Origin of the sequence: Qipengyuania sp. RANM35, from assembly GCF_041021145.2 — a bacterium.
In the GTDB taxonomy this organism is placed as follows: domain Bacteria; phylum Pseudomonadota; class Alphaproteobacteria; order Sphingomonadales; family Sphingomonadaceae; genus Qipengyuania; species Qipengyuania soli.
This window is the reverse complement of sequence record NZ_CM196433.1, coordinates 126,833-150,158: the sequence shown is the minus strand read 5'-3', so window position 1 is coordinate 150,158 and position 23,326 is coordinate 126,833. Positions and strand designations below refer to the sequence as shown.

Genomic DNA, 23,326 nt, shown 5'->3' with positions numbered 1-23,326 from the left:
CGTGGCTCCAGCATGCTGCGCCAGTACGAACTTGTAGAACGGGTCAAGGAATACGACCCCGACGCCGACGAGGCGCTGCTCAACCGCGCCTATGTCTATACGGTGCAGAAGCACGGCACCCAGACACGCGCCTCGGGCGACCCCTATTTCAGCCACCCGGTCGAGGTGGCGGGCCTGATGACCGACCTCAAGCTCGATCAGGAAACGATCATGACCGCGCTGCTCCACGACACGGTGGAGGACACGCTGGCGACGATCGAGGACATCGAGAACAATTTCGGCGAAGACGTTGCGCGCCTGGTCGACGGGGTCACCAAGCTCTCCAAGATCGAGCAGATGCCGGAAAACGAGCGCGCGGCGGAGAACCTCAGGAAGTTCCTCCTCGCCATGAGCGAGGACATCCGCGTCCTGCTGGTCAAGCTCGGCGACCGCCTGCACAACATGCGCACGCTCCACTTCATCAAGAACCCGGAGAAGCGCCAGCGCATCGCGCGCGAGACCATGGATATCTACGCCCCGCTGGCCGAGCGCGTGGGCATGTACGAATACATGCGCGAGATGCAGATGCTCGCCTTCGAGCAGCTCGAGCCCGAGGCTTTCCGGACCATCACCCAGCGGCTCGACCAGATCCGCAGCGAGGACGGCGGGCAGGTCGATGCCATCGCGCTCGACATGAAGCATGCCCTGCTCGAAGCGGGGATCACGACCGAGGTCTCGGGGCGCGAGAAGCACCCCTATTCGATCTGGCGCAAGATGGCCGAGCGCCATGTCAGCTTCGAACAGGTGACCGACATCATGGCCTTTCGCGTCATCACCGAGGACGTGGCCGACTGCTACCGGGCCATGGGCGTGCTGCATACGACGTGGCAGTTCCTGCCGGGCAAGTTCAAGGACTACATCTCGACGCCGAAGACCAACGGTTATCGTTCGCTCCACACCTCGCTGATCTACGGCAAGTCGATGCGCGTGGAGGTGCAGATCCGCACGCGCGAGATGCACAAGCTCAACGAATTCGGCTTCGCCGCGCACTGGGCCTACAAGCAGGGCGACAAGCCCGACGGGCAGGTCGGCTGGCTGCGCGACCTCATCGAGATCGTCGATGCGAGCCATGATGCGGAGGAACTGCTCGAGCACACCCGCCTCGCCATCTACCAGGACCGCATCTTCGCCTTCACCCCCAAGGGCGCGCTGCACCAGTTGCCCAAGGGATCGACCCCGGTCGACTTCGCCTTCGCCGTCCACACGGATCTCGGCGCGCAGACAGTGGGCGCGAAGATCAACGGGCGCCACATGCCGCTGCGCACCCAGCTGTCGAATGGCGACGTGGTCGAGATCATCAAGAGCGACAAGGCCGAACCGCAGATGAGCTGGCTGGGCTTCGTCGTCACCGGCAAGGCGCGCGCCGCAATCCGCCGCGCGGTGCGCCTCAAGGAACGCGCCGAAGTGGCCGAAATCGGCAAGAAGCTGTTCGACGAGATCGCCCTGCGCGTCCCTGCAAAGATCGGCCGCAAGGCCACGCGCGAGGCGATCAAGCGGCTGGAGATGGAGGAGGAGGAAGACCTCTACTACGCCATCGGATCGGCCAAGATCACCGACCGCGCGGTGATGGAGGCTCTGGTTCCCGGCTGCACCGCCGAGCTCGAGGACGAGCCCGACTGGACCCGCAGCGGCAAGGCATTGTCGATCCGCGGGCTGACCGCCGGCGTCGGCTTCCAGCTTGCCCAATGCTGTCACCCGGTTCCCGGCGACCGCATCGTCGGCATCCGCAAGCCGGGTGAAGGGGTGGAGGTCCACGCGATCGACTGCCACCAGCTGGCGAGCGGCATCGACACCGACTGGCTCGACCTGTCGTGGGGCAAGCAATCGCGCGGTGCTGTGGGCCGCATGCGCGTCACGCTCTACGACCGCCCCGGCACACTCGCCGAGATGGCCGGCATCTTCGCGCAGAACCACGCCAACGTGACCACGCTGGAACAGACCCAGCTCGACCATCCCTTCCACACCTACGAGGTCGATCTCGAGGTGCAGGACCTTCCCCACCTCACCCGCATCCTCAGCGCATTGCGCGCCAGCGATTCGGTCGCCCAGGCGGAGCGCGTATGAGCCACCTCACCGGTATCGACCACGTCCAGCTTGCCATGCCGCATGGCGGCGAAACCCATGCGCGACTGTTCTGGGAAGAGATCATGGGGCTGACCGAAGTCGCCAAGCCCGCGCACCTCGCGGTCAACGGCGGCTGCTGGTTCGAAGGCGACGGAGTCACGATCCACTGCGGGGTCGAGGACGGTTTCCTGCCCGCACGGCGCGCCCATCCGGCGTTGCTGGTGCGCGACCTGCGCGCACTGGTCGCCAGGCTGGAACTGGCCGGCATCGGCTTCAAGCCGGGCAAGAAGCTCGACGGCTACCTGCGCGGGGACATCGCCGACCCCTTCGGCAACCGCATCGAACTGATGCAGCGGGTCTAGAGCAGTTCGAGCTCGACCTTCGCAGTATCACCCGCGACGAGGTCTTCCGCTTTCAGGACCTTCTTGCCCACGAGCAGCCACCACTCGCCGGACTTCGAGGGGAATACCGAGGTCTTCCAGCGCGTCTCGCCGATCACGGCCATCACCTTGACCGAACCGAACCCGCGCCGCGCCCCGAATTCGAGGCGGCGCAGGCGTTCGTGCATGGTGATCGCCTCGGCCGCGTCACCGCCGATGGTGAGGACGTGGTAGACCGCCTTCTCGCCCTGCCAGCGGGTGATCTCGGCGGCGAAGGCGACCTCATCGCTCACTGCGCTGCGCGGCGCACCGGAACCGGGATGTTGCAGATATCCGCCCCGCCCGCAGGCACGATGAAGAACGCATCGCGCCGGTTGGCGCGCGCATCGGCATAGCGGGCGAAGGTCTCGCCTTCGGTAGAGAGGTATTCGAAGTGCGGGCGTGTTTGTTGGCCTACCGCTTCGCTGCTTGAGGCCGGGTCGGCTTCAGGCAGGTCGCTGGCGACGCGCACGGTCAGGATCGGTGTGCGCTTGTCAGCTTCCTCCTCGGAGTAGAATCCGAGGTCACCATGTCCGCGCGGCAGCGAGGAGAGGTTTTCCATCCCCTCGATGATCCGGCCGACGAGCGCGATGTTGCGATCGAGGTGGCGCGGGGCCTGTCCGATTACCGTGTAGAGCTCGGCTCCCGAGCCGGTGTCGGGCGAATAGTTCCGACCGACACCGACCATGCCGTAACAGTGGACCGGCCAGACCTTTGCCGGTTCTCCTTCGGCCGCACTTCCAGCATTCGATGCCAAGGGCCAGCCCGAATGGAAAAGGGCGGCCTGCGCGTAGGAATCGATGAGCCCGTTGGCGATGATGATGGCGGTCGTTGTGTCGGTTCCCGCCAAGGCGCTACCGGTTTCCAGCGCCAGATCGCGCCGCGTATCGGCAAGCTTCACGGCCAGACCGATCGCGTTGCCGTCTACGGTGTATTCGCTTTCACCGACTGTCGGCAGCCCCTCGGGCAGCAGCTTCGGCTCGCCCTTTGCCTCGGGGTTGTCGTAGTTGAGGTCGCCCCACTGGACGACGTAATTGTCCTGCACGCGGTTGACGGTGATGTCGTCGTACCACTTGGCGCGGGCGAGCGTGCGGATGTTCTCGACCCAGCCTTGCGAGAACGGCGCGGGCATCAGCTGGATGACGACCTTGCGTTCCTTGCCCGAAGCGTCCGGGGCGAGCGTCATGACCAGCAGGTCCTCTGGCGGGATCGCGACCCACTCCTCGGCCTTGGCCCCGGCGACAATCTCGTTAGGCGACGGAGCGCCCTGCGGTTCGTCCTGAGCAATGGCGGGTACTGTCAGCGCACACAGCGCGGCGAGCGAAATCAGGGGCTTCCTCATGCCGCGTTACCTGTCACGCCCGGCGCACAAACAAAAGCCCCTTCCCGCGCGTTTTGTGGGGCGGAAAGGGGCTTCGAGTCGGCGTTCGCAGGGAATGCATATCCGCGCAGCACCGCCACAGCGCTGGTTGTATCATCAATTTCGTAAAGGGGAATATGGCCCGCCTGCTTCGGCTTGCGAAACCCACCGGTCGCCGCTAGAGGCGCGGCTCCCTTGCGGCGCTGCCATGCTCGATCAGTCGAAGCGGCAGAGCAGTCGAGGATGCGGAGCGGTGGCCGAGTGGTCGAAGGCGCACGCCTGGAAAGTGTGTATACGGTAACCCCGTATCGAGGGTTCGAATCCCTCCCGCTCCGCCATCCGGACCCGCGCTAGTACCCCTGCCGGTTGGCTGAGGCCGAAACCGCTGAAGGCTCTCGGCGTCAGCGGTTCTGCCTGCCCTCGATCAGCGAATCGACGATCGTGGGATCGGCAAGCGTCGAGGTATCGCCGAGCGAGCCGAACTCGTTCTCCGCGATCTTCCTCAGGATCCGCCGCATGATCTTGCCCGAACGCGTCTTGGGCAGGCCGGGGGTAAAGTGCAGGTGGTCGGGCGTGGCGATCGGCCCGATTTCCTTGCGCACCCACTGGCGCAGCTCTCCTGCAAAATCGTCCGACGATTCCTCGCCCGCGTTGAGCGTCACGTAGCAGTAGATGCCCTGCCCCTTGATATCGTGCGGGTAGCCGACCACCGCGGCCTCGCTGACCTTGGGGTGGAGTACCAGCGCGCTTTCGACCTCGGCCGTGCCCATGCGGTGGCCGGATACGTTGATCACGTCGTCGACACGGCCGGTGATCCAGTAATAGCCATCGGCATCACGGCGGCATCCGTCCCCGGTGAAGTACTTGCCCGGATAGGTGCTGAAGTATGTCTGGATGAAGCGCTCGTGGTCGCCGTAGACGGTGCGCGCCTGGCCCGGCCAGCTGCGGGTGATGCACAAATTCCCCTCGGTCGCGCCTTCGAGCACATGGCCATCATTGTCGACCAGTTGCGGGCAGATACCGAAGAAGGGACGGCCTGCGCTGCCCGGCTTCATGTCGTGCGCGCCCGGCAGGGTGGTGATCATGATGCCGCCGGTCTCGGTCTGCCACCACGTATCGACGACCGGCGTCCTGCCGCCACCGACGTGGTCGTGATACCAACGCCAAGCCTCGGGATTGATGGGCTCGCCAACCGATCCGAGCAGCCGCAGCGACGACAGGTCGTGCTTCGCCACATGCCCCTCGCCCTCGCGCATCAGCGCGCGGATGGCGGTGGGAGCGGTGTAGAAGATGTTGACCTTGTGCTTCTCGCACACCGCCCAGAAGCGGTCGTGGTCGGGATAATTAGGCACGCCTTCGAACATCAGCGAAGTCGCCCCGTTCTGCAGCGGGCCGTAGACGATGTAGCTGTGTCCGGTGACCCAGCCGATGTCGGCCGTGCACCAGTAGATCTCGCCGGAACGGTAGTCGAAGACGTAGCGGAAGGTGGTCTCGGTCCAGACCGAGTAGCCGCCGGTCGTGTGGAGCACGCCCTTGGGGCTGCCGGTCGATCCCGAGGTGTAGAGGATGAACAGCGGGTCTTCCGCATTCATCGGCTCGCACGGGCAATCCTCCCCGACATCGGCGGACAGCTCGTGATACCAGTGGTCGCGTCCCTCGGTCATGGCGACATCGCCGCCAGTGTGACGGACGATCAGCACGGCCTTGGCCGACGCCTTCTCGAGCGCCGCATCGACATTGGCCTTGAGCGGGACGAGCTTCGAGCCGCGCAGACCCTGGTCGGCGGTGACGATCCAGTCGCTCTTGCAGTCCTCTACCCGCCCGGCGATGGCATCGGGCGAAAAGCCGCCGAAAATCACCGAGTGGATCGCGCCGATGCGCGCACAGGCGAGCATGGCGAAAGCGCCTTCGGGGATCATCGGCATGTAGATCGTGACGCGGTCACCCTTCTTCACGCCGAGCTTCTTCAGCGTGTTCGCCATGCGCACCACTTCGGCCTTGAGCTCGGCATAGGTGATCGTCCGGCCCTCGCCGTCGGGGCTGTCCGATTCGAAGATCAGCGCGACGCGGTCGCCATTGCCCGCATCAACGTGGCGATCGACGGCGTTGTGGCAGATGTTGAGCTTGCCGTCTTCGAACCACTTTATGTCGACCGGGTCGTAGCTCCAGCCGGCGATCCGGGTCGGTTTCTCGATCCAGTCGAGCCGCGCAGCCTGTTCGGCCCAGAACCCGTCCGCATCGTCCACGCTCTGCGCATACATGCGCTCGTAGTCGGCGGCGGTGCATGTCGTGCCGTCGGACGCATCAGCGGGCCGCTTGACCCATTCGTCGTCGTGCGCGGTATTGCTCATTCCTGGCCCTCCTGCCTCGTCGGTCGTTGCCCGACCCTTCGCCCGCGTACCTAGCCAATCCGGCCCAGCCGCGCGTTACGACCTTAGTCCCATAGTCGACTGCCCCCGGTTTATTCCGAAGCCCACGCAGCATCGCAAGGATCATTGCACGGGTCCCGATGGATGGGGCTTGCGACAAGCATGGCTGCGCGTACCATGCCGCGCAAGAGCAGGAGAGGACATGGGATTTCCCGAAATCGCCGCGAAGGCGCATTACGATCCGGCAGCGTTCTGGCTCGATGCCGCCGCCGCGCTCGAATGGTCGCGCTTTCCTAAGGTGGCGCATGACCCGCAAAGCGACACCTGGTTTCCCGACGGAGAAATCAACACCTGCCACAATGCCGTCGACCGTCATGTCACGGCGGGCCGTGGCGACGATACCGCGCTGATCTACGAAAGCCCGATCACCGGCCAGGCCCAGGCCTTCACCTTCGCCGAGTTGCAGGAACGGGTCGCGCGGACGGCGGGGATGATTGCGGCGCAAGGCGTGGGCAGGGGCGACCGGGTGATCATCTACATGCCGATGGTGCCCGAGGCGGCCTACGCCATGCTCGCCTGCGCACGGCTGGGCGCAGTGCATTCGGTCGTCTTCGGCGGGTTCGCCGCGCCCGAGCTCGCCAAGCGCATCGACGATTGCGAGCCGAAGCTGGTCCTCAGCGCCTCGTGCGGGTTCGAGCCGGGGCGGACTATTGCCTACAAGCCGCTGCTCGACGCGGCGCTGGATATCGCCCGGCACAAACCGGCAGCCACGATCATCCTCCAGCGCGAGCAGCTGCAGGCCGATTTGCAGGAAGGCCGCGATCTCGACTGGTCGGCGGCCTACGAGACTTCCGGTCCTGTACCTTGCGTCCCGGTCGCATCGGGCGATCCACTGTATATCCTCTATACCTCGGGAACTACGGGCACACCCAAGGGCGTCGTGCGCGACAATGGGGGGCACGCCACGGTGCTTACGTGGTCGATGGCCAATATCTATGGCGTGGGTCCGGGCGAAACATACTGGGCGGCATCGGACATCGGCTGGGTCGTCGGGCACAGCTACATCGTCTACGGGCCGCTGCTGGCCGGATGCACGAGCATCCTCTTCGAAGGCAAGCCTGTGGGCACCCCCGATGCCGGCACCTTCTGGCGGATCATCGACCGCCACCGGGTGAAGGTGCTGTTCACCGCACCGACCGCGATCAGGGCGATCCGCCGGTCCGATCCCGACGGCTCGTTCATCGATGATGCTTCGCTCGCCTCGCTCGAAGCGCTGTTCCTCGCCGGCGAGCGGGCCGATCCAGACACCCTGCTCTGGATAGCCGGCAAACTGGGCAAGCCGGTGATCGATCACTGGTGGCAGACCGAACTCGGCTGGCCCGCGATCGCGACCTGTTTCGGTCTCGGCCAGACCGCGATCAGGGCGGGCAGTGCGGGACACGCCGTGCCTGGCTATCGTTTCAGGGTTAAGGACGATGCGGGATCGGACGTCCCCGCCGGTACCGTCAGCAATCTTCTGATCGAGCAACCACTGCCGCCCGGGGCCTTCCGTTCGCTATGGAACAATCCCGAGCGCTATGCTGCCGGTTTCACCGACTTTCCGGGATTCTACACGACCGGCGACGCCGGGATGATTGACGAAGACGGCTTCATCCACATCATGGGCCGCACTGACGACATCATCAACGTGGCGGGACACCGGCTTTCCACCGGCCAGATGGAAGAGGTTGTCGCCAACCACCCGCAGGTCGTGGAATGCGCCGTGGTCGGGGCCGCCGACGAACTCAAGGGCGAGATGGCGGTCGGCTTCGTCGTTACCCGGCCCGGGTGCGGCGACCTCGAGGCGGTGCATCGCGAACTCGTCGCCGCGATCCGGGGGGACATCGGCGCAATCGCCAGCCCGCGCTCGATCTACTTCGTCGACGGCCTGCCGAAAACGCGCTCGGGCAAGATCCTGCGCAACCTGCTGCGCGACATCGTCAACGGGGCGGAGATCATCGTCCCGCAGACGATCGAGGACGCGAGCGTGATCGACGCGGTCAGGGAAGCCGTTCGGCCAGTACCTCGGGATGTTCCGCCCGGGGGATGACCGCGTCCCTGATGCAGCGCAGGCTCTTCACCACAGGGTCGATATAGGTCCCCTTGAGCGTGTAGTATTTGGCCAGTTCCTGCTCATCGAGGCCATAGATGCCGTAGACGATCTCCTCGCCCTTTTGTGGGTGATAGGCGGTGCCGAACATCCAGTCGAAGATCGACAGGTTGCTGCCGAAATTGCGGTCCCAGTGCACCTCGAGGCTGCTGTGGTGGACCTGATGCATGTGCGGGCTGATGAAGAGGCGATCGAGCGGACCGAAGCCGACGGGAAATTCCGAATGGCGAAGGGCGTCCAGCGTCGAGATCGTGAGCAGCTGGTTGGCCAGCGCGCCGATGGCCAGCACCTCGACCAGGCTGAAGCCCCAGTAGTGCATGAACAGGCCGGATGGCACGCCTCCGACCAGCCCCTTGAGCGAATACTTGCCGACAAGGACCAGCGAATGTGCGCGCTGGTTGGTGAAGGGATTTAGCGTTTCCGCTGCATGGTGGACCTTGTGCAGTTCCCACATGAAGGGAACCTTGTGTTCGGCATAGTGCCAGCCAAATGCCACGAACTCTCCCAGCAAGGTCAGCGTCACCGCCACTACGAGGATACCGGACAGCCCTGGCACCGCCCCGGTCGGCAGGATCGCCCAAGTGCCAAGCGCAGCTGCAGTCGCTGTCGCCACCATTGCCCAGACTGCCGTGCCCGGGGCGAGGAAGATGAAATCGGTCAGCTTGCGGATTACGTAGACCTTGAGATCGGCATGAAAGCTTTTCGAGCGCAGCGGATCGAAGGGGAAAAGCGTCTGGAAGAGATCGCGTACCGACCACTGCACCAGTCGACGGCGGAATCGCAGCAGGAAGAAGATCGCGCCCGCCGCGAAAAACGTCGTCCAGGTAAAAAGGAACGGCGGCAGCGCCGCGAATGCTTCCAGCTTCGCGTTCAAGCGTGATCCCTCCGATGTGCTGCCCGTATCATGATCACGAGACTACCCAGAGCGCCCCTGAGCCGCAGCTTGGCATTCGTATTAGCCTGAAATCGCCATTCCCCCCTTCGTGCACCTTGCACCCGTCATTGGGGTTACGCCCCATGACCAATTGCCTCCGCGCCATCGTGCGGTGGAAACTGGAAGGAAGCCGTGATCTGCACCGGGACGCAGGACGTGGCCGACGAAAGGACGGATGGGCATGGCAACGCGCAACTTCGGCGATGAAATCCTGACGCTCGACAACGAACTGATTGCCGTAGGTGAAATCGGCGGCGAGGAAGCTATCGAAAGTCAGCCGGGCGTGCTCCTGCTGCATGACGAACTTCCACCCGACCCGCCGGTTCGCAAGATCGACGTCAAGCCCAGGCTGCGGTCTGATCCGGGTGCCATTCGCGCGTCTTCCGAGCCGCCCGAGGATGACGGGTTCATCAAGTCGCCGCGTCTCGCCTGGTCTGCCGTGCAAAGCGAACCAGTCGAACGGACGCGCGATATCGCCCCGCCCGAGCCCGTCGAAAAGGCGCAGACTCCGCTCGAGACCGCGCTTCACGGCGCACGGAAACAGGCGCTCGTCTATCACTTCGTCGAGGCACGTACCCGCGCAGCACTCTACGAAGCGATTGGGAAGGCCTATGATTTCTCGCTTATCGCGCGCCGGTTCCCGGTCGAATACCTGCGGCATGTGGAAGATGCAGGTATCGAGATTTCCGACCGCGCCCGCCTGGTCGCCCTCGCCAAGCTCGTCTTCGGCAAGGATTACGACAAGACCCGCCTGAGCGAGATTGCCGCGGTCATCTCCTATTGCCAGCGCGAAGCGCTCAAGCCCGGCAGCGTGCCCCAGTACATTGCCGATACGCCTGGCGGCATCCGTCACATCGTTGCCTTGGAGCGGCTGCTCAAGAATGCCGAGGAGGGGGCGGAGGCTCCGGCTGAGCGAACGCTTCCCCGGCAGTCCATTGCCCGCAAGCTTGCCAAGGTCGAGGCGCACGGCCTCGAACTGCTCGACGGCGAGGGCGATGAATATGTCCTCGTGATAGCCAGGCGCGATCCTGCCGGCAGCCCCTGCCTTCTGGGCGAGGTTCCGCGCGACATCGGCCTGCTCGAGAAGGCTGCACGCAGCTTTCTGGCCGAAGGGAAGCGCTGACCCCTTTGGCGGGGCGTACCCTATCCTTGCGAGTAGGTGGAGCGGCTGGCCCACTATTCGTAAGGGTAGGTGCGTCCAATCCGGTGAATGTCCTTCTGCCACGGCGCAGCGACCCACCGGTACCCCTATGATTTCAGACATCGAGGCCGCGTTTCGGGCGGCCGCAGAACGGATGACAGGATGAGCAAGCCAGGTTGGAGGGAATGGGTCGCCGCGGGCAAGGCATTGCGGGGCGGGAATCTGCTGCGCAACGAAGGGCCGCGCCAGCTGACCGTCGGCTTCGAAAAGCACTTTGCTTCATACATCGGCAGCGAACACGCGCTGGCCCTGACCAGCGGGACCGTGGCGCTGCACGCGGCGATGACTGCCATCGGCGTAGGGCCTGGGGACGAGGTGCTGGTTCCGGCGTATACCTGGATCGCAAGTGCGGCGGCACCGGCGTTGGCGGGGGCGGTCCCGATCCTCGTCGACATCGACGAGACGCTGACGATCGACCCCGCCGACATCGAGCGCAAGATCACTCCGCAGACCCGTGCGATCCTGCCGGTCCACATGGTCAATGCGCCGTGCAACATGGACGCGATCATGGACATCGCGCGCCGCCACAACCTTGTTGTGGTCGAGGACGCCTGCCAGGCCGTCGGCATCGAATACAAGGGCCGCAAGCTCGGCAGCTTCGGCGCGATCGGAGCTTTCAGCTTCAACCACTACAAGAACATGACCATCGGCGAAGGCGGCGCAGTGGTCACCAATGACCCCAACCTGTTCTCGCGCCTGATGAACTTCCACGACCTCGGAATCTGGGCGCGCGACGGATACGAGGCAGGCAACGAGCCAGCTTTCCTCGCTTCCCACTCGCGTATGACCGAAGTGCAGGGCGCGATGCTCGACGTGCAGCTGTCCCGGCTTCCCGCTGCCGTCGCCGCAATGAAGCGCAACCGCAGAATCGTGGCGGACATCCTGCGAGAGCGGAACGGGCCGCGCATTTCGCCGCACAACGATCCCGACAGTGCCGCCGGCCTGACGGTCATCTTCGACACTGCGGAAGAGGCATCGGAATTCGCCAAGCGGCCGGCGGTGCACCGGATCTACGACAATTCGAAGCACGTCTATACGAATTGGGATCCGATCCTTAACCATCGCACGGCCCATCCGGCGATGAACCCCTGGGCATGGTCGAAACGCCCGGTCCACTACGACGAGAACACTTGCGCGCGCACGCTCGATATCATGCGGCGCAGCTGCAAGATCACCATCTCGCCCGGGTGGTCGCCAGTGCTGGCGCGCATCCTCGCGAAGACCCTCTGGACGCCCGGCGCGCCCGATAGTGCGGCTTACCGCCTCATCGAGCGCGTCCAGGGACGCTGACCGGGATTCCGGGCACGTGAAGACCCGCAGGATCGACTTGGCGGACAATGGCGCAGTCATCGCCACCGATCTCGCCATCGTCGGTGCGGGACCGGTCGGCCTTGCCATTGCCGAGCGTTGCGAGCGTGCCGGGGTCGAGGTGTTGCTGCTGGAAAGCGGGCTCGAGCAGCAGGATCCGGCGCACGAAGCGCTTAACGAGATCTTTGCGGCAGCAATGGACAGCGCCGACGCGCGCGCGGAATTCCACGGTCCGCAGGCGAAGCTGTGGGACCCGCAGCGGCAGGCCTATGGCGTGCGATGCCGCGGCCTTGGCGGCTCCACGCAGGCGTGGGCAGGCAAATCTGCCTCCTTCGATCCAATCGACTTCGAGCCGCGCGACTGGGTAGCAAGCTCGGGATGGCCGATTAGGCTCCAGGAACTGGCACCCTACATTGCCCAGGCGGGCGAGATGCTCGGGTTGAGCCCCGACCTGCCCGTCCCTGCTGTGGAGTCGGCCGGCCTGCGCTCTTTCTACTGGCAGTTCGCCGGTTCGCGCGTCGACCGGCTCGACCTCATGCGCTTCGGTCGGGACCTGGCACCGGGCATAGGTGAGGGTACACAGTGCCTGCTCGATGCCACCGTAACCGAAATCGGCTTCAACGAGGCGAGCGGCGAAGTGAGCGACCTGCATGTCGCCAGCCTGACCGGAGCCAGGATTACGGTGCGTCCACGCCGTGTCGTCCTTGCCGCCAGTGCCATAGAGAATGCCCGACTGATGCTGGCCTCCTCGTGCGGCCGAGCAGGTGCGGCATTGAACCGTTACGACAATGTAGGCCGATATCTCGTCGATCACGCAGGGACCCGGCTCGGGCTTATCGGCCGCGAGGATGCGGCACGGTTGTCGCGCCTGTTCGGGTTCCAGTCGCTGGCATATGGTGGCTGCTCGCACATGTTCCAGCACGGACTGGCGCTCGATCCTGCCACCCAGCGCCGCCAACGCATCCTCAACGGCGCCGTCTGGTTCGCCCAGCAACGTGCGCCAGACGACCCGTGGCCTGCGCTCGAGCGCTTGCTGAGGCGGCGCAGCGCGGCGGTCGGATCAGACTTCGCGACCGTCCTTCGCGGCAGTGGGCTTGTCCTGCGCGGTGCGGCCGTGAAGGCGCTGGCATCCCCTCACATGCCTGAAGCGATCCGTCGCGCGGTCATCGAGGCAGCTATCCGGATCCTGCCCAATGCGGTTGCCGACGAATTCCAGACCGGCGGCCTGCCCCACAAGCTGTCGGGATTGTCGCTCGAAGCGATCGTAGAAACCGCGCCGCGCCGCGAAAATCGCATCGACCTGTCGGATCGTCTCGATGCCCTTGGCCAACCCTTGCCTTGCGCAACCTGGCGGACGGGCGAAGAAGAACACCGGACATTGCGGGTCATGGCGAGTTCGGTGGCGGAAAGTTTCGCAGCCAACGATTGGCCCGTTCCCGACTTCGAACCGTGGATCGACGACGTAAACGCGACCCCGTCGATCATCGATTGCGCGCACAGCATGGGTACGACGCGGATGGCGTCTACCCCAAGCGAGGGTGTGGTCGACACCGACTGCCGGGTACATGGGGCGGCCAATCTCTTTGCGGCCGGCGGATCGGTATTCCCGACCGGCGGGCATGCCAATCCGACCTGGATGTACCTTGCCGTCGCGCTGCGCCTTGCCGACCATCTCACAAGTCAGTCGGCCTGCCTTGTGAACGATACCAGGGCCGCTTCGGACAGACACCTCGAAGCTATTACGGGCTGACCCGTAACGCGCCCCATTAATGAGAAGTGCGTGGCCGCACCATCTATACCAAAGTGGTCAATCGACACTCTCCTGTTGCGCAAATCACGGGAACGGGGGGCTAGGGCACTGTCAATCTCCGTGCGGCGGAATATCGAGGGCCTAACCGGTTCGAACACCTCGATCCTGGTTGGGTTAGGGTCGATGGATAGGACTGCTTGCACCATGACGGATGGTCGAAAAGGCAGGGTACCATTCCTGTTGGAGGAGCTGCAGGAATTGCTCAAGAACGAGGATACTTTCCTGATCCGCGATTTCGAGGAAGTCGCGCAGAGTTTCGTTGCGGGATACGGGCGTTTCGTGCGCTCCGGTGTCCCCAGTTCCACCATCGGACTGGCGATGCTTGGTGCCACGGTGAACCTCTATGCGATGTTCGGCATGGAAGAGGAATTGCCCGATCTGCTGAGATCCCTGGCTGACAAGATGGAGGACAAGACTGCTCCGCATTGATCGCCGAATCTCATGGCGAACATTCCCTGGGCCCTTCGGAGTCGCACCCGCTAACCCATAGGGATTGAACCCTTTGCCACCCTTCTTCGTCCGCGCCGGGTGGGGTATTTTCCCCTTGCGCCATTATCGAGACGCGGAGGGACAATGCGCATCCATGTAGCCATCGCCACCACAGGCCGGCCAGCCATCGTGCGCCGGGTGGTCGATCACCTGTCATTGCAGGAACGCAGGGCCGACGGCATCGTCGTGGTCGGTGCCAGCCGCGAGGACATCGCCGGGCTCGAGGGTGAGGACGACGCGGTCGACATTCTCCTGTCCGATCGTGGCCTGTGCAAACAGCGGAACACCGCTCTGCGGCACATCGGCAACAGCAGCGACGTAGTGGTCTTCATCGACGATGATTTCGTCCCTGCCCGCGACTTCCTCCGCCGCATCGAAACGTTGTTCCGCTACCGCCCCGAAGTCGTCGGGGCGACCGGTGTCCTCGTGGCCGACGGCGCGCATACATCGCCCATCGGGTTCGAGGATGCGGTTCACCGGCTCGACGTGCTGGGCGAGCGTCCGCCCTCTCGGCTGGCAGAGTGCCAGTCGCTCTATGGCTGCAACATGGCCATTCGCCTGTCTGCGGCCGAAGGGCTGAAGTTCGACGAGCGCCTGCCTCTCTACGGCTGGCAGGAGGACGTCGACTTCACCTACCAGCTCGGCTGGCGCGGTACGCTGGTGAAGACCAGCGAACTGACGGGCATCCACATGGGTTCGCGCAGCGGGAAGACGTCGGGCCTTCGCCTCGGCTACTCGCAGGTCGCGAATATCGCCTACCTCCTGCGCAAGGGGACCATTCGCGGCAGCACCGGCCGCACGCTGATGATGCGCAACATCACCGCCAACGCGGTGCGCAGCCTGTGGCCGGAAAAGGACATCGACCGTCGCGGCAGGCTGGCGGGCAATTTCATCGCCGCGCGCGACGTGCTGCGCGGCCGGATCGATCCCGAGCGGATCGAGGCGCTCTGAGCGCATGAGCCTGCGCCTTGGAGTAATCCGCGGGGCGCTCTCGCTCGGTTCGGCAAGGATCGTGGCGAGCGTGCTGAACGCGCTCGGCATCCTCGTCCTCGCGCGATTGCTGACACCCGAGGATTTCGGCATCGTGGCCATCGCGACGGCGGTCGTGACCGTCGCGGCTTCGTTGACCGAGGCATCGCTCCAGCCAGCCCTGGTACAGAATCGCAATCCCGACCGGGTCCTCGTCGACACGGTATGGACCATGTCCGCCATTCGCGCGGTGCTGGTCTATGGCGGCGTCGCCCTTGCCGCCTGGCCGCTGGCGCTGGCCTATGGCGACGAGCGATTGTTCGCCGTGCTGCTGGTGGCCGGTCTTTCGGGCGCGTTCACCGACTTCTTCAACCCGATGCTGACGCTCGCCACGCGCGATATGCGGTTCGGCCCGCTGGTCATCTTCCAGGTCGCGCAAAAGGCCTGCGGCCTGCTGCTCGCCATCGTGCTGGCCTTCGCCTGGGGCAATTTCTGGGCCATCGTCGTCGGCAATGCGATCGGCATCGTTCTCGCCGCCCTCGCGAGCTATTTCCTCATCCCCTATTTCCCTGCTCTCACGCTCAGGCGCGCGCGCGAAGTATGGGATTTCTCAGGCTGGATGTTCCTCAACCAGCTCTGCGAGACGGTGAACTGGCGCTTCGACCAGCTCGCCATCGGGCTTTATGCAACCAAGGCACAACTCGGTTTCTACGCGATGGCGGACAACCTCGCGGTTATCCCGTCGCGCGAATTGTCGCTGCCGCTGCGCAATGCGCTATTCCCCGGCTTCTCCTCGCTGGGCGAGGACCGGGAGCGCCTGCGAAAGGCTTACATGGAGGCGCAGACCGGGGTCGCCATGCTGACTGCACCCGCCGCGATCGGCCTGTCGCTGCTCGCAGTCCCGGCCGTCGCTGTCCTGCTCGGCGAAAAGTGGCTGGTGACCGCACCGATCGTTCAGCTGCTGTGCCTTACCTATGCCTTCGACACCTTCATCACCGCCGTCCGCCCATTGGGGATGGCGATGGGCGAGACGAAGTACCTCTTCCTGCGCCAGCTCGCGGCACTGTTCGCCCGCATTCCGCTGATCCTCCTCGGCTTCATCGCCGGTGGGCTGGTAGGTGCCGCAGCAGGTCGAGCGGCAAGCAGTCTCGTCAACGCGCTCATCAGCATGATGGTCGTGCGCAAGCTTCTGGGTGTGCCGCTGGGCAAACAGCTGCGGGTGCACATGCCGACCATCGCCAGCCTCGGAGTGATGGCTATCGCGGTACTTGGGGCCTGGTCGATAACCGGGCTCGAGGGGAGCCTGATCCAGTTGCTCGTCCTCGCGCCGCTCGGTGCCCTTGCCTATGCCGTTTCGCATTGGGCGATCTGGCTTCAGTCGGGTCGTGGCGAAGGCGCGTTCCTCGAAATGGTCCGCCTCGCCGCACGCATGCCGGGATGCGGAGGACTGCAGCGACTGGCCGGAGCATGAGGAACCCGGCCAACCATTTCCTGCTGCTGTCGGCAGCGCTTTGCTTCGGCTGTTCCGCCAGTGAGGCCATCCCGCCCGAGCATCTTGATCTCTGTGCCTATACGCTGGCCTACGGAGACGAGTTCGACACCCTGTCAGTCGCCCCCAAGTTCATCGAGAACGGCGAACGCTGGACCGCGCACACGCCGTGGAACGGCGATTTCGGTGATGCGATGTTCTCAGATCCACGTCCCTCCTGGCCGTTCCGGGTCAAGGACGGCATCCTGTCGATCACCGCCTTCAAGGACGAAACCGGCAAATGGCGTTCGGGCCTGATCGCTGCAGCCGACCCCAAGGGCCGCGGATGGGGCGTGCAGTACGGCTATTTCGAAGCGCGGATGAAGCTCCCGCCGGGCCCCGGCACATGGCCGGCCTTCTGGCTGATGAGCCTCCAGCCAGCCTCCAAACTTCCAAAGGTCGAGATCGACGTGATCGAATACTACGGCCACATGACCGACCGCTACTTCGCCACGACCCATGTCTGGTACGCCGACGATGACGAGCGGGTTTCGACCCACGACGGCAGCACCATCCGTGTGCCGACGGGGTCGCTGACCAGCGACTTCCACCGCTATGGCGTGCGGGTCGATGCGGGCAACATTACGTACTTCCTCGATGGGGTCGAGGTGTGGAGGCAGGTGACCCCGGAAGAGATCGATACCCCGCTCTATCCGCTGGTGAACCTCGCGCTCGGTTCCGGGTATCCCATCGACGAAACACCCGATCCATCTGTTCTCGAGGTCGACTATGTGAGGGTGTACAAGCCTGCGAACGATCCCGAAGCCTGCCGGAAGAAGGCTTCAGAAGCGCCGCAATAGCGAGCCGACTGCCGTCTTCGCATCGTCGAACAACGCCCGGCAACTTGCGAAGGAAACAGGGTAGGCCGCCAGCCGGTAATCGCTGCGGCGTTCGTGTGGCCAGTAGTTCTGCCAATCCTCGCTCACCCCGAGGAAGCGATAGTTGCGGATCCCCCGCTCGTGAGCGTGGCGCAAAGTCTCGTGCATCTGGACGATACCCGGGGAATAGCGAGCGAACCGCTCATCGTACCCTATCTTGATCCCACACCAGCTGCGTCCATGCTGGAGGATTACCCGACCCGCGGCATCTTCGCCATCCAGTGTGAGAAAAGTCACCACAGCATCACCAGTGCGGGCGAACGATCTAGCCACCTTCAACACGAAACGTGCCATTGTCGGGTCACTTATAAGGGAAGTACCAGCGCGCCCTTTCCACCCGGCGTTTTCGATGACCGCGAACCGGTCCAGGAGAGCTTTGACTTCGTGTTCTCCGGGCGTTGCTACCGAAAGTTGGTAACCGCCGGCGTTCTCCATCATCTTCTGTTTGCGCCTGATCGTCTTGCGCCGGCTTTTTGACATGCTCGCTTCGAAATCTTCGAAGCTGTCCGGCATCGTTATGAACGAAGCACGATGCCGTTCCCGCAGCATGCCTGGAGCATGGCGCCGCAGCTGGCGGGCAAAGCCGTTCGCATCCGCTGCAGGGGCGGCAAAGCGTCGGAAGAGCATGGGCTCTCCGAGTTGTGAGCAAGCATCGGCAAGCGCGAGGAGCGAGTCCTCGTCGCAATAGAGGACCCTGTCAGGTTCGCCCGTGAAAGCATCTACAGGCACCAGTCGGCCCGGTCCCTTCCCGGTCGAATGCATCAGCGGAGCTGCCGCAACCAGCCGGTCCCCGCGCCAGATCAGCGGGATGCATAGATCCGGATTGCTATCGCTTTGTGCTTCGAGCGCTGCCTCGTACCAGCCGTGAAGCGCCAGCGGGGTCTCGTGCAGAGAGGCCAATGCATCCCAATCGGGAGCCAATTCGGAGAAGCGGGAGCGAGATCGCACTATCTCTGTTCGGAAGGGCAGGCGCAACGCACCTTCCACCAGTCGGCGCCTCGTCGCCCCCCCGGCCCCCACAGTCGCCCGGTCCATGGCCGAATGGTATGTCATGGCCTTGCCAGCCCTTCCTGGCGCAATTCGTCGAGCATCTCTTCCGCCAGCCTCTCATGCTGGCCAGCTGGGCGACGTTGGGCGCGCCGAACCTCGACCATGCGCGGCCTCACGGCGAGCGACCCGGCAGCAAGGAAGGCAAACATCACGCCGGGGACCGGCGAAGGCGAATTGACCATGGCGGGTACGATGCTGAGCACCGCCGCCACACCAAGCGCGCCGCCTACCGTGTCGAGTTCATCGTCGGTCGCCACCCAGCTCGAGCGGCGTCCGGGCTGGATCAGGCCAGCGAGGTACATCGCGAACGTCACCACGCCGATGACACCCATCGACCCCAATATGGCGTACAGCAGGCTGGACGAGCGGAAGCTGCCGGCACCGATACCGATGCCCCAGGAGAACTTGAAAGCTTCCCAGCCCTGCATCGCCCAGAAGACGCGTTGCAGGCTTGAATCACTGGCAGACTTCTCGACCGTCATGCGCTTGACCACGTCGATTAGCGAGCGGATCAGATCGGGTGACACGAGCAGCAGGATGGCACCGAAGAACATCGCGGCGAACAGGGCAGCCAAGGCAATGCGGGCTTTGCGGAAGTCCGCCACCTGAGGCAATGCGAGTGTCCTCGCCGCGAAAACGAGGCCATAGAATGCGAGCGCAAGATAGGCGGTCGACGACGTGCTGAAGAACAGCACCAATCCCATGACAAGAGCCGCTGCCCCCGTCCGGCGCGAGCGGACAGAGCGGTACCAGAGCTCGGCATTGGCGACGAAGAGCGCGAATCCGACACTGGCATAGGTGGAAGCTTCGGGCAGGACGCCGCGGATACGCGCGAAGCCGCCCACCGCGTCATCCATCTGGGCATAGTTGGAATTGCGAAAGAAATCGAAGACCGCATCTCCCGGCGTGTCGCGCAGCACCGTGGCGACTACCCCTGTAACGGCATGAAACCACGCCATGGCGACCAGAATCGCAACCATCGTTCCAGCCATGCCCTGACGGCGCATCATCGACCAGACGGCGATCACGATGAGGAGGGCGCCGATGAAGTAGCTCGCCGCCGTGAGATTCTGCGAAGTCGGTTCGAGCGGAACCGTCGCGAAAAGGTCGCCGGTCATCAAGGCGCGCATCGGAGCTACGTCGATCAGGCCGGCGAACATGCGTGGCAGGATGAAGGCCGAGGCGACGCCGTAGAGAGCGAAGGCGGCAAACCAGCGATTGGCGCGCATAGCCCGAGGCAGGTCGGGCAGCGTTCCCCCACCAGGCAGGAGCAGGCGAAGATAGACGAACAGCAGTGCGAACTGCACCGGCGGGATCGAAGAACCGCCGAGCGCGGGCAAGTCAACGGCCGAAGAGCCGTTGAAGAGCGCCGAAAACATCAGGAAGCCAAGCGCGTGCCGCAGCCCCCCCGCCAGCACAATCCACCCGCCGGCTACAATCATCGCAAAGCCGATGATCGTCAGTTCCATTGGCGAATCCCCTCGCTGCCCTCGTCGATGAAGCGCTTCATCCGCTCGTCGAACACTTCGGGCGCGAAGTGTTCGGCGCGCTCGATCGCATGGTTGGGGTCGAAGTGCGGGAGGAAGGACTCCAGACTTTCGACTGCGTCGACCAGCGAATGGACTTCCTGTTCTCCGAAGAACACCCCGGTTCTGTCGGCGATCACGGTTTCGAGGGACCCTCCTCCTGCAAAGGCCACCACGGGGCGCCCCGAGGCCATCGCCTCGACAGGAGCGATTCCGAAATCTTCCTCGGCGGTCATGATGAAGGCCCGCGCCCGGGAGTAGGCGCGGCGCAGCTCGTTGAACCCCAACCGCTCGACGAAGCGGATGTTCGGCCTTGCTCGCGCCTTGAGAGATTTCAGCATGCTGCCCTGGCCGACCATCAGCAGCTTGCGGCCATTCGCATTGAACGCGTCGACTGCGAGGTCGGGGCGCTTGTAAGGCACCATCGCGCCCACCCAGAGGTATTCGTCATCCACCTCGAGCGAGGGGGTGAACAGCGAAGTTTCGACCGGAGGGTGGATGACCTCAGCCTCGCGCCGCCAGACCTTGCGGATGCGGTTGCGCACGAAGCCGGAATTGGCCGCGAAACGGTCGACCCGCGCGCTCGAGCTGACATCCCATTGGCGAAGCCAGTTGTACACCAGCGGCATCGCCGCGCGGGCCAGCGGGTTCGCCGCCCTGCGGTACTGGTGGTAGTGGTCCCACAGGTAGCGCATCGGCGAGTGGCAATAACAGACGTGGAGGCTGCCAGGATCGGTGATGACGCCCTTTGCCGGACCGGATTCACTGCTGATGACGAGGTCGTATCCCGAAAGGTCGAGCTGCTCGAGCGCGGTCGGCATGAAGGGCAGGTAGTACTGGTAGAACCGCTTGGAGCCGGGCAGTCGATCGATGTAGCTCGTGGCGATTCTGGCCTGCCTGATCGTGTCGGACATGCGCGCCGGATCGTAGACATGGGTGAAGATGTCGGCGCCGGGATAAAGGCCCAGCATGCGTTCGACGACGCGCTCGCCCCCACGCATCGAGACGAGCCAGTAGTGCACGATCGCTACCCGCGGCGCCGAGAAGCGGCTCGGCGCGGGGTGGTAGGCTGCGACCCGGGAAGGCGTGCTGCCCGTCATGCGTAGTATTCGCGGTACTGCTTGTAGTAGAACGACGGATCGCTGTGATCGAAGTATGCGCGACGCCGCATGTCGACCTGGTTCAATGCCATGCCCACGAGGTTCACCTGGTCGGCGGGCAGGCGCTTGAGTGCCGTGCGCAGCGCATGGCGCGAAGTCTTGCGCCAGTGCACCGCCATCACCGTAGCATCGGCGCGACTGGCTATGATCGGTGCCGATGCGATCGGCAGCACCGGCGGCAGGTCGAGGATGATGTGGTCAAACGTCGCGCGCAATTCCGCCAGCAGTCGCTTGAACGGTTCGCCGGTCAGAAGGTGCTCGGGGTGCTCCTCGCTCGGCCGCAGCGGCAACACGCAGAAGGACCGGTCGCCGACCATTTCCGCCATGTCGATCGTCGCCTTGCCCTCGAGGTATTCGACCAGGCCGTTTTCGTAGCGGCGCATGTCGAGCAGCCTGCTGATGCCTGCCCGCCGCAGGTCGCAATCGATCAGCATCACCCGCTTGCCGCTCTGCGCAAGGACGTAGGACAGGCAGCACGAAATCACCGTCTTGCCTTCGTCCGGCAGGGAGGAGGTGATCGCGATCACCTGATGACCGTCATGCGTTATCTGGCCGATGGCGGTGTCGAGCGCGCGGAAACTCTCGGCGAAGGCCGAATTGGGCGCATCCTGCACCGCGGTAATCGCATGGCGGATGCGCGGTTCGACCGATTGGAGCAGCGGGATCGATGCGAGGAAATGCTCGCCCGTCGCGTCTTCGACCTCTTCAGGGGTCGAAACACCGTGGAACATCGCTTCCCGCACGAAGGCAGCGATCACGCCAAGACCGAGACCGATGACCAGCGCCAGCGCCATGTTGAGGGGAATGTTCGGCTTTTCCGGCAGCATCGGCACTTCGGCCATGGTCAGGATGCGGGCATTGGGCTTCTCGCTTCCCTCCGCAGCCAGCAGTTCCTTGTACCGGTTGAGATAGGTCTCGTAGATGCCCTGCGAAGCTTCTGCCGCACGTTCGAGATCACTCAGCCCCACCATGGCCGCGTTGTTCTGCGACAGCTGCGCACGGGCGCCCGACAGGCTGCCGTTGAGGGAGGCGAGGCGCTGTGCCGACACCTCGCGCTTGGCCCGCAGGTTGGAGATCACGCGACCGATTTCGTTCTGGATCTGGCCCCGCACTTCGGTGAGGCGGCTCTGCGCCTGGATCAGCAGCGGGTGGTTGGGGCCGTACTTGGAAGAAAGGTTCGCTACCTCACTCGCCGCTTGCGCTTCCTGGACACGCAGCTGCGAGACGACCGAGGATCCGAGCGCCTCGCCCACGTCATCACCCGAAGAGCCGGAACGCAACTGGGCAAGCGCGGTCGCGAGGCGCGCTTCATCTTCGGCCGCTTCGGCGCGGGCGCGGGCGACTTCCTGGTTGTAGTTGGAAATCTCCTGCTCGGTCAGCGAAGCACCCGACGTGCTGAGGAGATTGTTCGAAATCCGGTATTGCTGGAGCGCCTGCGTGTCGGCCTGCGCCTGCCCGCGCAATTCGCCGAGCCGCTGGCGCACGACGTTACGGGCCTCGACATTGCGGACCTTGTCGCTGTTGAGTTCCCAATTGGTGAACTGGCGCGCGAACTCGTTGGCGATCTGTGCCGCTGCCTCCGGCTCCGAAGCGGAATAGCCGATGGCGAGCGCGTAGCTCTTGCCTGTACGCTCCGCCGAGACATCGCTCTGCATCTCGTCAATGACGCCGCGCAGTTCGAATTCGTTCAGCCCGCGATCCAGCCCCAGCGAACCCGCGACCTGTTCGGCCATCGAACGCGAAGTGATGATCTCGACCTGGGTGTCGACCAGCTCGCTGCTCAAGACTTTCTGCGTCTCGACCGATCCGCCTGCCCGAAGCGCCTGCTGCTCGTCGTTGGTGAGCATGACCGTCGCCTTGGCGAGGTACTCCTTGGGCGCGAGCACCGAATAAAGTCCTGCCGCCACCACGCAAAGGGCGGTCACCGCGGCAATGGTGGTCCGCTGGCGGCGGAAAAAGGTCATCGTCTCGCCGAGGTCGAGCTTGTCGCTGCGCTCAACCAGCGCCGAACCCTGGCGCATGGGCAGCCTGCTGGCTGATTCCGGTACTAGCTGTCGCGATTCATTCATGGCC

At 64.2% G+C, this 23,326-nt stretch carries 18 protein-coding genes and 1 tRNA gene; 11 read left to right on the top strand and 8 right to left on the bottom strand.

Going from position 1 to position 23,326, the window contains the following annotated elements:
* The first annotated feature begins 12 nt into the window (after nucleotides 1–12).
* Complete coding sequence (locus RAM60_RS00800) at nucleotides 13–2,103, top strand: RelA/SpoT family protein (RefSeq protein ID WP_200982259.1); 2,091 nt, start codon at nucleotides 13–15, stop codon at nucleotides 2,101–2,103.
* Entirely contained in the window at nucleotides 2,100–2,465 is a 366-nt protein-coding gene (locus tag RAM60_RS00795; protein WP_200982258.1) for a VOC family protein, read from the top strand. Before RAM60_RS00800 ends, RAM60_RS00795 begins: the two co-directional genes overlap by 4 nt.
* On the opposite strand, the gene RAM60_RS00790 is transcribed toward RAM60_RS00795, so the two are convergent.
* Nucleotides 2,462–2,776: a DUF1905 domain-containing protein gene (locus tag RAM60_RS00790; RefSeq protein WP_369025984.1), complete on the bottom strand. Its 315-nt coding sequence runs from the start codon at nucleotides 2,774–2,776 to the stop codon at nucleotides 2,462–2,464. The genes RAM60_RS00795 and RAM60_RS00790 overlap by 4 nt on opposite strands.
* Nucleotides 2,773–3,864, bottom strand: a complete 1,092-nt coding sequence (locus tag RAM60_RS00785) for a peptidylprolyl isomerase (protein WP_369025985.1) — start codon at nucleotides 3,862–3,864, stop codon at nucleotides 2,773–2,775. Before RAM60_RS00785 ends, RAM60_RS00790 begins: the two co-directional genes overlap by 4 nt.
* Nucleotides 3,865–4,129: 265 nt before the next feature.
* Between RAM60_RS00785 and RAM60_RS00780 the strand changes: the two genes are divergently transcribed.
* Nucleotides 4,130–4,220, top strand: a tRNA-Ser gene (locus RAM60_RS00780).
* Between the two features lie 63 nt (nucleotides 4,221–4,283).
* Here RAM60_RS00780 and acs read toward each other — a convergent pair.
* Entirely contained in the window at nucleotides 4,284–6,233 is a 1,950-nt protein-coding gene (gene acs, locus RAM60_RS00775; protein WP_369025986.1) for an acetate--CoA ligase, read from the bottom strand.
* A 220-nt stretch (nucleotides 6,234–6,453) separates the two neighbouring features.
* On the opposite strand from acs, the gene RAM60_RS00770 reads away from it, so the two are divergent.
* Nucleotides 6,454–8,340, top strand: coding sequence for an AMP-binding protein (locus tag RAM60_RS00770; protein ID WP_369025987.1), 1,887 nt, complete (start codon nucleotides 6,454–6,456; stop codon nucleotides 8,338–8,340).
* On the opposite strand, the gene RAM60_RS00765 is transcribed toward RAM60_RS00770, so the two are convergent.
* Nucleotides 8,291–9,274, bottom strand: coding sequence for a sterol desaturase family protein (locus tag RAM60_RS00765; protein WP_369025988.1), 984 nt, complete (start codon nucleotides 9,272–9,274; stop codon nucleotides 8,291–8,293). The two genes, RAM60_RS00770 and RAM60_RS00765, sit on opposite strands and share 50 nt — an antisense overlap.
* 241 nt (nucleotides 9,275–9,515) lie before the next feature.
* Here RAM60_RS00765 and RAM60_RS00760 point away from each other — a divergent pair, with 241 nt between their 5' ends.
* From RAM60_RS00760 to RAM60_RS00730, 7 genes are all read left to right on the top strand, one after another.
* Nucleotides 9,516–10,457: a hypothetical protein gene (locus RAM60_RS00760; protein ID WP_369025989.1), complete on the top strand. Its 942-nt coding sequence runs from the start codon at nucleotides 9,516–9,518 to the stop codon at nucleotides 10,455–10,457.
* A gap of 180 nt (nucleotides 10,458–10,637) precedes the next feature.
* Complete coding sequence (locus tag RAM60_RS00755; protein ID WP_369025990.1) at nucleotides 10,638–11,825, top strand: DegT/DnrJ/EryC1/StrS family aminotransferase; 1,188 nt, start codon at nucleotides 10,638–10,640, stop codon at nucleotides 11,823–11,825.
* 16 nt (nucleotides 11,826–11,841) lie between these two features.
* Complete coding sequence (locus RAM60_RS00750) at nucleotides 11,842–13,593, top strand: GMC oxidoreductase (protein ID WP_369025991.1); 1,752 nt, start codon at nucleotides 11,842–11,844, stop codon at nucleotides 13,591–13,593.
* Between the two features lie 204 nt (nucleotides 13,594–13,797).
* Nucleotides 13,798–14,082 carry a hypothetical protein gene (locus RAM60_RS00745; RefSeq protein WP_200982243.1) on the top strand — a complete coding sequence of 95 codons (285 nt, stop codon included), beginning with the start codon at nucleotides 13,798–13,800 and terminating at the stop codon, nucleotides 14,080–14,082.
* A gap of 144 nt (nucleotides 14,083–14,226) precedes the next feature.
* A complete protein-coding gene (locus tag RAM60_RS00740) occupies nucleotides 14,227–15,093 on the top strand; it encodes a glycosyltransferase family 2 protein (protein ID WP_369025992.1) in 867 nt (288 codons plus the stop codon).
* 4 nt (nucleotides 15,094–15,097) lie between these two features.
* Nucleotides 15,098–16,582, top strand: a complete 1,485-nt coding sequence (locus RAM60_RS00735) for a lipopolysaccharide biosynthesis protein (RefSeq protein WP_369025993.1) — start codon at nucleotides 15,098–15,100, stop codon at nucleotides 16,580–16,582.
* Complete coding sequence (locus RAM60_RS00730; RefSeq protein ID WP_369025994.1) at nucleotides 16,579–17,439, top strand: glycoside hydrolase family 16 protein; 861 nt, start codon at nucleotides 16,579–16,581, stop codon at nucleotides 17,437–17,439. The genes RAM60_RS00735 and RAM60_RS00730 overlap by 4 nt, the downstream gene beginning before the upstream one ends.
* Here the strand turns inward: RAM60_RS00730 and RAM60_RS00725 are convergent.
* The 4 genes from RAM60_RS00725 to RAM60_RS00710 all read right to left on the bottom strand — a co-directional run bounded on the left by RAM60_RS00725 (nucleotide 17,422) and on the right by RAM60_RS00710 (nucleotide 23,322).
* On the bottom strand, nucleotides 17,422–18,417 hold the full coding sequence (locus RAM60_RS00725; protein WP_510640005.1) for a GNAT family N-acetyltransferase: 996 nt from the start codon (nucleotides 18,415–18,417) through the stop codon (nucleotides 17,422–17,424). The genes RAM60_RS00730 and RAM60_RS00725 overlap by 18 nt on opposite strands.
* 149 nt (nucleotides 18,418–18,566) lie before the next feature.
* Nucleotides 18,567–20,036, bottom strand: a complete 1,470-nt coding sequence (locus tag RAM60_RS00720; protein ID WP_369025996.1) for a glycoside hydrolase — start codon at nucleotides 20,034–20,036, stop codon at nucleotides 18,567–18,569.
* Nucleotides 20,027–21,193, bottom strand: a complete 1,167-nt coding sequence (locus RAM60_RS00715) for a glycosyltransferase (protein WP_369025997.1) — start codon at nucleotides 21,191–21,193, stop codon at nucleotides 20,027–20,029. Before RAM60_RS00715 ends, RAM60_RS00720 begins: the two co-directional genes overlap by 10 nt.
* Nucleotides 21,190–23,322, bottom strand: a complete 2,133-nt coding sequence (locus tag RAM60_RS00710; protein WP_510640003.1) for a GumC family protein — start codon at nucleotides 23,320–23,322, stop codon at nucleotides 21,190–21,192. Before RAM60_RS00710 ends, RAM60_RS00715 begins: the two co-directional genes overlap by 4 nt.
* Nucleotides 23,323–23,326 lie beyond the last annotated feature (4 nt).

Coding starts and splice junctions, on each gene's coding strand:
- RAM60_RS00735 (WP_369025993.1), top strand. CDS start 15,098: ATGAGCCTGCGCCTTGGAGTAATCCGCGGGGCGCTCTCGCTCGGTTCG.
- RAM60_RS00760 (WP_369025989.1), top strand. CDS start 9,516: ATGGCAACGCGCAACTTCGGCGATGAAATCCTGACGCTCGACAACGAA.
- acs (WP_369025986.1), bottom strand. CDS start 6,233: ATGAGCAATACCGCGCACGACGACGAATGGGTCAAGCGGCCCGCTGAT.
- RAM60_RS00730 (WP_369025994.1), top strand. CDS start 16,579: ATGAGGAACCCGGCCAACCATTTCCTGCTGCTGTCGGCAGCGCTTTGC.
- RAM60_RS00720 (WP_369025996.1), bottom strand. CDS start 20,036: ATGGAACTGACGATCATCGGCTTTGCGATGATTGTAGCCGGCGGGTGG.
- RAM60_RS00740 (WP_369025992.1), top strand. CDS start 14,227: ATGCGCATCCATGTAGCCATCGCCACCACAGGCCGGCCAGCCATCGTG.
- RAM60_RS00715 (WP_369025997.1), bottom strand. CDS start 21,193: ATGACGGGCAGCACGCCTTCCCGGGTCGCAGCCTACCACCCCGCGCCG.
- RAM60_RS00770 (WP_369025987.1), top strand. CDS start 6,454: ATGGGATTTCCCGAAATCGCCGCGAAGGCGCATTACGATCCGGCAGCG.
- RAM60_RS00745 (WP_200982243.1), top strand. CDS start 13,798: ATGACGGATGGTCGAAAAGGCAGGGTACCATTCCTGTTGGAGGAGCTG.
- RAM60_RS00755 (WP_369025990.1), top strand. CDS start 10,638: ATGAGCAAGCCAGGTTGGAGGGAATGGGTCGCCGCGGGCAAGGCATTG.
- RAM60_RS00795 (WP_200982258.1), top strand. CDS start 2,100: ATGAGCCACCTCACCGGTATCGACCACGTCCAGCTTGCCATGCCGCAT.
- RAM60_RS00710 (WP_510640003.1), bottom strand. CDS start 23,322: ATGAATGAATCGCGACAGCTAGTACCGGAATCAGCCAGCAGGCTGCCC.
- RAM60_RS00785 (WP_369025985.1), bottom strand. CDS start 3,864: ATGAGGAAGCCCCTGATTTCGCTCGCCGCGCTGTGTGCGCTGACAGTA.
- RAM60_RS00800 (WP_200982259.1), top strand. CDS start 13: ATGCTGCGCCAGTACGAACTTGTAGAACGGGTCAAGGAATACGACCCC.